Origin of the sequence: Flavobacterium sp. (assembly GCF_043760115.1) — a bacterium.
In the GTDB taxonomy this organism is placed as follows: domain Bacteria; phylum Bacteroidota; class Bacteroidia; order Flavobacteriales; family Flavobacteriaceae; genus Flavobacterium.
Window position 1 is genome coordinate 1 of the sequence record NZ_JAYUPK010000015.1, and the last position, 10,468, is coordinate 10,468.

The 10,468-nt window shown below is 26.4% G+C and carries 10 protein-coding genes; 7 read left to right on the forward strand and 3 right to left on the reverse strand.

What is annotated here, in order from left to right:
* Positions 1-175 precede the first annotated feature (175 nt).
* Positions 176-601 (forward strand): PH domain-containing protein, encoded by a 426-nt coding sequence (locus ACH2BC_RS00950; RefSeq protein ID WP_395052067.1) that lies wholly within the window; start codon positions 176-178, stop codon positions 599-601.
* A 49-nt stretch (positions 602-650) separates the two neighbouring features.
* Here ACH2BC_RS00950 and ACH2BC_RS00955 read toward each other — a convergent pair whose 3' ends face one another.
* On the reverse strand, positions 651-1,493 hold the full coding sequence (locus ACH2BC_RS00955) for a S1 RNA-binding domain-containing protein (RefSeq protein ID WP_395052068.1): 843 nt from the start codon (positions 1,491-1,493) through the stop codon (positions 651-653).
* A 309-nt stretch (positions 1,494-1,802) separates the two neighbouring features.
* On the opposite strand from ACH2BC_RS00955, the gene ACH2BC_RS00960 reads away from it, so the two are divergent.
* Entirely contained in the window at positions 1,803-2,231 is a 429-nt protein-coding gene (locus ACH2BC_RS00960; protein WP_395052070.1) for an SET domain-containing protein-lysine N-methyltransferase, read from the forward strand.
* On the opposite strand, the gene menD is transcribed toward ACH2BC_RS00960, so the two are convergent.
* Positions 2,215-3,873, reverse strand: coding sequence for a 2-succinyl-5-enolpyruvyl-6-hydroxy-3-cyclohexene-1-carboxylic-acid synthase (menD, locus tag ACH2BC_RS00965; protein WP_395052071.1), 1,659 nt, complete (start codon positions 3,871-3,873; stop codon positions 2,215-2,217). The genes ACH2BC_RS00960 and menD overlap by 17 nt on opposite strands.
* A 221-nt stretch (positions 3,874-4,094) precedes the next feature.
* Between menD and ACH2BC_RS00970 the strand changes: the two genes are divergently transcribed.
* The 3 genes from ACH2BC_RS00970 to ACH2BC_RS00980 all read left to right on the forward strand — a co-directional run bounded on the left by ACH2BC_RS00970 (position 4,095) and on the right by ACH2BC_RS00980 (position 8,416).
* Positions 4,095-4,589 (forward strand): GNAT family N-acetyltransferase, encoded by a 495-nt coding sequence (locus ACH2BC_RS00970; protein ID WP_395052072.1) that lies wholly within the window; start codon positions 4,095-4,097, stop codon positions 4,587-4,589.
* A gap of 105 nt (positions 4,590-4,694) precedes the next feature.
* Positions 4,695-5,933, forward strand: a complete 1,239-nt coding sequence (locus ACH2BC_RS00975; RefSeq protein WP_395052073.1) for a hypothetical protein — start codon at positions 4,695-4,697, stop codon at positions 5,931-5,933.
* Entirely contained in the window at positions 5,909-8,416 is a 2,508-nt protein-coding gene (locus ACH2BC_RS00980) for a hypothetical protein (RefSeq protein ID WP_395052074.1), read from the forward strand. The genes ACH2BC_RS00975 and ACH2BC_RS00980 overlap by 25 nt, the downstream gene beginning before the upstream one ends.
* A gap of 37 nt (positions 8,417-8,453) precedes the next feature.
* Here ACH2BC_RS00980 and ACH2BC_RS00985 read toward each other — a convergent pair whose 3' ends face one another.
* Positions 8,454-8,837: a hypothetical protein gene (locus tag ACH2BC_RS00985; protein ID WP_395052075.1), complete on the reverse strand. Its 384-nt coding sequence runs from the start codon at positions 8,835-8,837 to the stop codon at positions 8,454-8,456.
* A gap of 76 nt (positions 8,838-8,913) precedes the next feature.
* Between ACH2BC_RS00985 and ACH2BC_RS00990 the strand changes: the two genes are divergently transcribed.
* On the forward strand, positions 8,914-9,102 hold the full coding sequence (locus ACH2BC_RS00990) for a hypothetical protein (protein WP_395052076.1): 189 nt from the start codon (positions 8,914-8,916) through the stop codon (positions 9,100-9,102).
* Between the two features lie 120 nt (positions 9,103-9,222).
* Positions 9,223-10,320, forward strand: coding sequence for a GyrI-like domain-containing protein (locus tag ACH2BC_RS00995; protein ID WP_395052077.1), 1,098 nt, complete (start codon positions 9,223-9,225; stop codon positions 10,318-10,320).
* The last annotated feature ends 148 nt before the right edge of the window (positions 10,321-10,468 follow it).

The window sequence follows — 10,468 nt, forward strand, 5'->3', positions numbered from 1 at the left end:
TACAAGAAAAAATTAACAATAGACCAAGAAAAAGATTTAATTTTGAATCACCAAATTATATGTTTAACCAAAAAGTTGCATTTGTAACTTGAATTCAGCGATTAAATATATTGAATACTATGAAAATCACAATAAATAGTATAATTTTGTATCAATTATTTGAATTAATTAACCAATGAACAAATTTCTATCAACCAAAAATAATTTTACAATAGGAATATTGTGGTTTTTGGTAGTGTTTTTAATTACAATATTAGTTGTAAATTTTTACGAAAATACATTTTCAATAATTCCGTTTGTAATTATTTCATTAGTCATAGCGCTAGTAATTTGGATATTATTAGATACAAGATACGTTATAAAAAACAATCTTTTACTATATCGTTCTGGACCATTTCGAGGCAGAATTGATATTGCACAAATCAATAAAATAAAAACACATTCTGGTTTGTACGTGCCAGTTTCTATGAAACCAGCGTTAGATACTAAAGGTTTTATTGTAACTTACAATAACTATGATGATGTTTTTATCTCGCCTAGTAAAAGCGAATTATTTCTTCAAGAAATTTTAAAAATCAATCCAAAAATTGAGATTTTATAAGTGTAATCGACTTCATGAAAAAAGCTGTAAAATTTATTACAGCATTTTTTTATTCTTTAATTAAGTAAATTCCATCCTCCTTAATTTCAATTAATTTTTCTCTATATAAAAGTCCAACTGCTTTTTTAAATGTTTTTTTACTCATTTTTAAAACTGTTTTAATGTCATCTGGACTTGAATTGTCATTTAATCTTAAAAATCCACGACTTGCTCTAAGTTCATTTAAAATTATTTCAGAATTCGGTTCAATACTTTCAAATCCAACTTTTTGTAATGAAACATCAATTTTTCCATCTGGTCGAATTGTTTTTATATAACCTTTCATTTTATCTCCAGTTCGAATGGAATCATCATAAACTTCATCATTATAAGCCAAACCTTTGTGTTTTTGATTTATAATTACATTAATTCCAATATCGGTAATGTGCGAAATTATTAAATCTACTTCTTCTCCTTTTTCTACAGTAATATTTTCATTATCTAAAAACTGATTGGTTTTGCTAGAAGCCACTAACCTACTCGTTTTTTCATCCATATATAGATAAACCAAATAGCGTTTTCCTTTTTCCATTGGTCGAGCTTGTTCTTTAAACGGAACCAAAATATCTTTTTCCATTCCCCAATCCATAAAAGCACCAATTTGATTAGTGTAATTTACTCGCAAAAGTGCAAATTCATTCAAGAAAATATAAGGAACAAGTGTAGTTGCAACTGGTCTTTCTTCGTGATCTAAATATACAAAAACGGTAATTTCCTCTCCAATTTCAAATACTTTTGGAACATATTTATTGGGTAACAAAACATCGTCAGCTTCGTTTCCGTTGCCTAGAAACAAACCAACTTTGGTATCTCTTAAAATGGTAAGCGTATTGTGTTGACCTATTTGTAGCATTTTTTTTAATTTGACGCAAAGTTACAAAATTTGAATTTAGGATTTGAGATTTAGGAATAAAGGAATTAGGAATTAGGAATTAAGATTTATTGAATAAGTTAGAAAAACTTATTACAGATTGAAATCCTTCGACTTTGCTCAGGAAGACAAAAGATATAAAATTTCATATTTATTATAAAATTGAGATTGAAATTAAATTTTGAAATTGAAATTGATTTTTGAACTTGATATTGTAATTGATTTTTGAACTTGATATTGTAATTGACTTTTGATATTGCAATTGAAAAACTTATCTTTGAAATAAAAAATTTGGATAATAATACAATTGAAGCAGAAGAAACTGATTATCTATATATTCAACAATCGCAAATAGAAAATTCTGGAAACGGACTTTTTACAGCAATTGACATTTATAAAGACGAGATAATTTCAGTTTACAAAGGTGAAATTCTTTCTGATGAAGAAGCAAAAAAAAGAGTAGATAATGGCAATGATGCTTATTTTATGAATTTGCTTAACGGAAAAATTTTAGATTGTAATAATGTAACTTGTTTTGCAAAATATGCCAATGATGCTTCAGGTTTCTCAAAATCTAACTTTAAAAATAAAGCAAAAATCACATTAGATGAAAACGGAAATGTATGTTTAATGGCTACTCAAAAAATAAAATCTGGCGAAGAAATTTTTTGTAATTATGGGAAGAACTATTGGAAAAAACACACTAAACCAAATGATTAAAATAATCTAAAAGTAATTTATCATTTTGCAATGTTGGTGTAAAAACTTCAAGTAAACATGGCTTTTCATTTTGATTAAAAATAATATCTAATCCATTTTTTAAACTTTCTTCTGTACTTGCAATGTGGTATTCCAATTGATACATTTTTGCTAAATGTTCGGCTGTTAAACAATGAGAAGTTTCGAAAAAAGTTGTAAAAACTTCCGATTCATCGTGACCTGGAAGAATTCTAAAAATGCCTCCACCACCATTATTTATCAGAATAATTTTAAAATTCTTAGGAATATAATTGTTCCAAAGCGCATTGCTATCATACAAAAATCCAACATCACCAGCGATAAAAGTGGTTTGTTTTTGACTTCCAACTGCTGCTCCAATTGCTGTAGATGTGCTTCCATCAATTCCACTTGTTCCTCTATTACTAAAAACTTCTATACTTTTTTCTATGTCAAATAATTGTGCGTAACGAATTGGCGAACTATTACTAATTTGCAAATGCGAATTTTGCGGTAATCTTGGCAACAAAATTTCAAAAACTTTAAAATCGGAAAACGGAATTTTAGACAAATACAATTCGCTTTTTTCTTGTCGAAGTTTTTTTATTTTTTGTGCTTTTTCATTATAATCACTTTCTATGTTTTGAGTTAATTCAAAAAACGATTTAAAAAATATATTAGGTTGTGTTACAAAATGTTTTGTCAAACACCCAAAAGTATCATAAGCACGAAGTGAATCAATGTGCCAATGATGTTGTGGTTTGTATTTTCTTAGAAAAGCTTTTATACGTTTAGAAACTATCATTCCGCCAAAAGTTAATAAAATTTCTGGTTGAAAATCTTCAAAATCTTTATCAGTAAATGGCGTAATTATGGTGTCAATTGTATTTATAAATTTAGGGTGATGTAAGTTGGAAGTAGTTTCTATCATTACAACTACAGAAGAATCGTTGGCTAAATTTTCTAGAAATTTTTGTTCTACAGCATTGGGTTCATTTACTCCAACTAGAATTAATTTCTTTTTGGATGAATTCCAAATAGATGCATATTGAGATAGATTTTCATCAACAATAAATTCTTTAGAAATTGAAGAACTAATTTGTGGATTTACTGATAATTGAGAAACAGTTTCATACAATGGTTCTTCAAATGGAACATTAATATGCACTGGACCACATTTGGCGAAAGCTTTATTTATTGCTTCATTAATTAAAAAATCGTTTTCTGGAGAAGCATTTTCAGTAAGATTGGCATTGTAAAGTGAGTGATTTTCAAATACATTTTCTTGACGAATAGTTTGTCCGTCGCCAATATCAATTTTATCTTGTGGTCTATCGGCAGAAATTACTATAAACGGAATTTGACTGTAAAATGCTTCTGCAAATGCTGGATAATAATTTAATAAAGCTGAACCTGATGTACAAATAACCGCAACTGGTTTTTTTATTTGTTGAGCAATTCCTAAAGCAAAAAATGCTGCACAACGCTCATCTGCAATGCTATAACAAGTAAAATTTGAATTATTTACAAACCCAATTGTTAACGGTGCATTTCTAGAACCAGGCGAAATTACTATAGTATGTATTCCTTTTTGGCGACAAATTTCTATAATTGATTGTGCTAAAGGTATTTTAGGATAAGTCATTAGTATTTTTTTTGCCACAAAGACACTTAGTCGCAAAGGCAATTAATTTTCACAAAGTTACGAAGTAAATTATTATTTTTTTACCCCAAAGACACAAAGTAACTAAGTTTTTTAATTTTTAAACTTAGAGTTTATACTTACAGCGTTTTTTTACCTTTTATTTCAAACTATTCAAATTTTAAAGATTTTTTTAAATGAGTAAGATGTATTATTTTTGAACGATGGAAATTAAAATTAGACCTTACAACGTTGAAGATGCAACTGCAATTTTAGAAATTATAAATTATAATATTTTAAATTCTACAGCTTTGTATGATTATAAAATTAGAACTTTAGAAAATCAAATTGCAATCTTAGACGAAAAATTAAAAAAAGGTTTTCCAATAATTGTTGCAACAGAAAATGAAATTGTTGTAGGTTTTGGTTTTTACAGTGAATTTAGATTTCGTGAAGCTTATAAATTTACTGTTGAACATTCGGTTTATGCTCATCAAAATCACACAGGAAAAGGTATTGGAAAACTTTTAATTGAAGAATTGATTGTTCTTGCTCAACAACAAAATTTGCATACTATGATTGGTGTTATTGATGCTGAAAATGTAAAAAGCATTGAATTTCACCAACAATTTGGCTTTGAAATTGTTGGTAAAATTCAAGATTCTGGTTTTAAATTTGATAGATGGTTGCACAGTGTTTTTGTACAGAAGATGTTGTGATTTTACTTCAAAATCATCTTTTTAATAATTTACGTTAATTTTATCGTAAGATGTTTTTATCGTAAGATAAATTTATCGTATATTTGCATTTTAAATTAATATTTTATGAAACCATTTCCATTAAACCCAACCATAGGAACAATTCCAGATCATCAAATAATTGGTCGAGAACAAGAAATAATAAAGATTTTAAGACTTTTAAAAGGTCAAAGTATTTCTATTGAACAAATTCGTAGAATGGGTAAATCGTTATTGTTAAAAAAACTTGCTTATTTATGCAATGAAAATAAATTACCTTTAGAATTTAAAAATGATAAAATAAAAGCAAAATATTTTTCATTTCAAGGCAAAGAAAATCTTGGAGAAGTAATTGATTTACTGATAAAAGAATTAGAGAATCTAAAAGAATGGTACAAAATAGATTTTTCTAAAACTTATAAACTAATTCGAGAAATTGTAAAAAGTCCAACTTTAGAGACTAATGATATAAAATTTACTTTAAACTTACCTGAATATAAAAAAAGTTGGAAAGAAATTTTATTTAAAACACTAGATGATATAGCCGACAGTCAAGAAAACTCAAAAAGTAAACTAATATTAATATTTGACGAATTACCAATAATGCTTTGGGATTGGTACAAAGCAGGAAAACACGACGAAGCATTAGAATTACTTGATATATTAAGAGAACGAAGACAAAAATTAGAAAATAAAGGAATTCGTTTTATTTATTGTGGTTCGATTGGCATAAAAGTGGTTTTAAAAACTTTTAAAAAAGAGTTTGGATATACAGGCGAAGCCACGAATGATATGGAGGAATTTGGTTTGGACGCTTTAATAAAATCAGAATCAGATTTATTGTGCGAATGTTATACATTGTCTGGAATGAAAATTATTGAAAATGAAAAACTAAAAAATTGGAATTTAATTTATAAACTAACTAATGGTTTACCTTTTTATATTTCAAAAATATTTAATATAATCCAAACCGAATTTGACTTAATTATTAATGAAGAAAACATCAGTAAATCATATGATTTATTAATGAATAGCACATTAAACCATCAAGCATTTAATCAATTAAAAGATAGAATTTTAATATATTATCCAACCGAACAAAAAGAAATATCAATTGAAATTTTAAAAGTCTTATCAAAAGAAGATGACTTTATAGTTGAAGAAGAATTATTGACAAAACTGAACTATGAAAGTAAAGAAATTACAGAAGTATTATATCAATTATTTAGTGATCATTATTTAGTTAGAGAAATAAAAAACGATAAAAGAGCTTTCAAATTTAAATACGAAATATTCAAAAAATGGTGGAGAATCAACATAGCATAAACACAATTCTGTCGTTTGGTGCAAAAAGTGTCAATCCAGAAATTTTAGAAAAACTTTTAATTGGTAGAGAAAAAACTGCCGATTATCTTTTTAATGCAGTAAAATCTATTGCAGAAGATGGAAACAATAATCAACAATTAATTATTGGTCAACGAGGAATGGGAAAAACCCATTTATTTAGAATCTTATTTCACAGAATTCAAAAATACATTACTAATAAAAAACTCGTAGTTGCTTATTTTTCAGAAGAAGAATATGGTGTGGCTAATTATTTTGATTTCTTAACAAGAATAATAAATGCTTTAGTAAAATGGAATGATGCAGATAAAGAAGAATTATTACTAAAAATAGAAGAACTACAAGAAACACAAGCAAAAGCACAAGTAAATGTTGCCGAAAAAATTATTGAAGATTATATTGGCAAACGACCATTATTAATACTGGCTGAAAATTTTAGTGATATATTAGATTCTATAAAACCAGCCGAACAATCAAAGTTAAGAGCTTGGTTGTACAAAGTAAATAGAATAAGCATTATTGCCTCTAGTCAATCTATAAGTAAAGATTTTGATAAAGAAGACAGACCTTTTTATGGATTTTTTAATTTATATTATTTAAAAAACTTAGACTTTGAAGGATCATTAGAATTTTTAATTTCTTTAGCAAAATTAGATAAACGTGATGATGTAGTAAAACATTTAGAAAATAAAGGTCGCGGACAGGTTAAAGCAATTCATCAATTGGTAAAAGGTAATCATAGATTATTAGTTACTTTTTATGAATTCTTAAAAACCGATACACTTGCAAAACTATCAAGTCACTTCATTAAAACCATTAACGATTTAAAACCCTATTACGAAACGTACATTCGCTATTTACCAGCACAACAACAAAAAATATTGCGATATGTAGCTCTTGCAAGAAAACCACAACAAGGAACTGACATTAGTAAAAACTGCTTTATTGACCAAAAATCATTAAGCAAACAAATGAGCGAATTGAGCCGAAAAAGCTTAATAGAAATTATTGTTGACACTGATGACAAACGTAATAAACTATATGATATTCTAGAACCATTACTAAGAATAAGCATTGAAGTTGGCGAACATAGAGAAGGAATAACTTCCTTATTTATAGACTTTTTGGCGATTTATTATAATGAAAACGAACTTTCTGACAGAAAAAATAAATTTCATAATTTATTGTCCAATTGCGAAAGTCATAATGAAAGAATGGATTTTAATTATGAAATTCAAGCTATTGATAGAGCTTTAGAACTGAAAAAAACTATTTATAAAGATTTGGATGTTGATAAAAGTGAATTAATTAATATTGTTTATAACTTAATTGATATAAAGGATTGGACAAATGCAGAAGAAAAAATAAAAAAAATCCGAAGTTTAATTAATAAAAACGAATATTATATTTTATTAGCAGAACTTTCTTTTGCACAAGAAGACTTTTTAGGAGCAATTGAGATTTACAATAAATCTGAAAAAGAAAATGTTGCTGATAGCAATATTTACAATAATTGGGGAAGTGTATTGACTACATTAGGAAAATTAAATCTTGATAATAAAAAGTTTATCGAAGGATTTAGTAAATATAAAAAAGCAAGCATCCTAAATCCGAATGATTATACAATTTATTTTAATTGGGGCAAATCATTAAATGATTATTCAGAATTTAGAAATGATAAAAATACAATTAATGAAGTAATTGATAAATATGAAACTGCATCAATTATAAATCCATACTCAATTCAAGTATTCAATAATTTAGGTGTTGCGTTATATAATGTTGCAAAAATTAATAGTGATGTAAAACTTTACAAAAAAAGTTTAGAAAATTTAAAAAAAGCAAGAGATTTAAATACAAATGATTATATTCCTCATAATAATTTAGGCAACGTATTAACAGATTTTGCAATACTAAATAGCGACGAAAAAATTTTTGAACAAAGTTTTAAAGAATATACAAGAGCAATAAAAATCAATAAAAAATATTATACTGCTTATGTAAACTTTGCAATTAGTATTTCAGATTATAACTTAACATTTTTTAAAGAAAATAGTGTAGTAAAAACTCTATTAAGTTATATAAACATAAATTTTAACATTAATGATAAACACATATTCTATAATGAGCTAACATTAGCATATCTAAATAATTATTATTTACTCCAAAACTTATATCAAAACATAAAAAAAGACATAGAATTTTTAATTAATGTCAAAAGTAATTTAATTGTAAATTGGATAACAAACATTCTAAAAGAAAAAAGAAACAACTTAAGCTCAGAAAAAATTGCATTTTTAATATCAGTAACCGAAAATCATAAAAAAGATTTTCCAGAATTATTGATATTAGAAAAATATTTAATTGTTTTTGAAGAATATGTTATTAATGGTAATAAAAAGTCACTTTATAGCTTACCCAAAGAACAAAGAACCTTTTTTAAAGAAAATATTTTAGGTATTTAAATAAAGAAGTTTGCATCGCTGCAAACTTCTTCTTTTTCTACTTCAAAATCACCTCAAAATTAGGTTTAAAGTAATTTGGACCTTTCATCACTTTTCCATCTTCTCTGTAAATTGGTTCGCCGTTTTCGCCAAGTTTACTCATATTACTGCGTTGAATTTCTTCAAAAACTTCTTCAATTTTATGTTGTAAACCATGTTCTATAATTGTTCCGCAAAGAATGTAAAGCATATCGCCAAGTGCATCGGCAATTTCTACAACATCGTTATTTTGAACTGCTTCTAGATATTCTTCGTTTTCTTCTTTCATTAAATTGTAACGAAGCAGGTTTTTATTTTCGCCCAAGTCGCCAATTATATTTTCACTGTAACCTATTTTAAAAGCTGAATGAAATTCTTTAACTGAGTTAATTTGTTTTTGCATTTTTTATGAATTTATTGTGAGTGCAAAATACAAATTTTGATTACAAATCAGTAAATTTGTTGAAAAATTACCCAATATGTTTACAACTGGTCAATGGATATTTGCAGCATTATTTTTTATAGCTTTTGTAATTGCAATGGTTATTGCTTATGGAAAAGATAAAGTACTTCACAATCAATTTTATAAAGGAAATTATAAAATTTTACTTGGATTTTTAGGATTTATTTTATTGTTATTTTTGATTAAGGTTTTCTTTAAGCGATAATCATTAAAATAGATTCCAATATTTTTTTTACTGTAAAAGAACTTCTACAATACTATTGGTTTAATAACAATAAAAAATTACTATTTTTACTGCACCAAATCTGATATTTTATTTAAAAAAATGAGAATTCTTAAATATATTTTATTAATTGTTATATTATTTTTTATTGGTTTAGTTGTTTTTGTAGCTACTCAAAAAGCTGATTATAATGTTACTAGAAGTAAGGTTATAAAAAAACCTAGAACCATTATTTATAATTTTTTAAACGATTTTAAAAATTGGGAGACTTTTGATTCTAGATTTGCTACAGATAAATCAATTGTATTTAATTATCCTGAATTGACTTTGGGAAAAGGTGCTTCTTTTTCTTGGAAAGGTGATGATGATGAAGGAAAATTAAAAACAAATTTGGTAAAAGAAAACTTAACAATTACTCAAGATCAGGTTTTAAATGGAGAAAATTCTAAAGTTTCTTGGCAGTTTAAAGATACACTTGGCGGCACAAAAGTTACTGTTAAAAGTATTGGTAAATTAGATTTTAAATCGAAAGTTGCTTCTTTTTTTAATGGTGGAATTACTGCTTTTGTTGGAAATGAATATGAAAGAAGTTTAGAAAACTTAGCCAAAACATTGGACTATGAATTAAAAACTTTTTCTATTAAAGAAAATGGAGTTGTTAACAGAAAAGCTACTTTTTACTTGAAACAATCTGTTCTTTGTAGAGAAAAAAGTGTTGCAAAAAATATTGGTATTATTATTCCAAGATTGGAAAAATTCTTTTCTAAAAATAAAATTGATAGCAACGGAAAACCATTTGTTATTTACACAAAATATGATAGAATCAATGATTTGGTAGATTTGGCTGTTTGTATTCCTGTTAGAGATTCGATATTTATTAGCAAAGGAAGCGATGTTCAATCTGGTAAACTTCCTTATTATACTGCAATTAAATCTATACTTACTGGAGATTACAGCCATTTGCAAAAAGCTTGGAATAAATGTTATGAATATGCTGATAAAAATACTTTTATTAGAAATGCTAACATTCCAATTGTTGAAGTTTATTCTAAAACTAGAGCTGATATTAAAAATCCTTCTAAATGGATTACCGAAGTTTATGTACCAGTTTATCCTAAAGTAGTTGCTACAAAACCTGTTGTTGTAAAACCTAAAGATTCTACAGAAGCAAAACCTGTTGATGTTGTTGCTGAACCTTAAAATTTTTTCTTTTAAATTTTTAATTTTACAAAAGACAAAACTTAATTAGCCAAGATTACTTCACTAAAACATTTATTTTCATATGTGTTCAGTGAACTTCGTTTAAAATGAAAATCCTTTGGTTGCGGTTTTCGCTTTGCGAAAACCG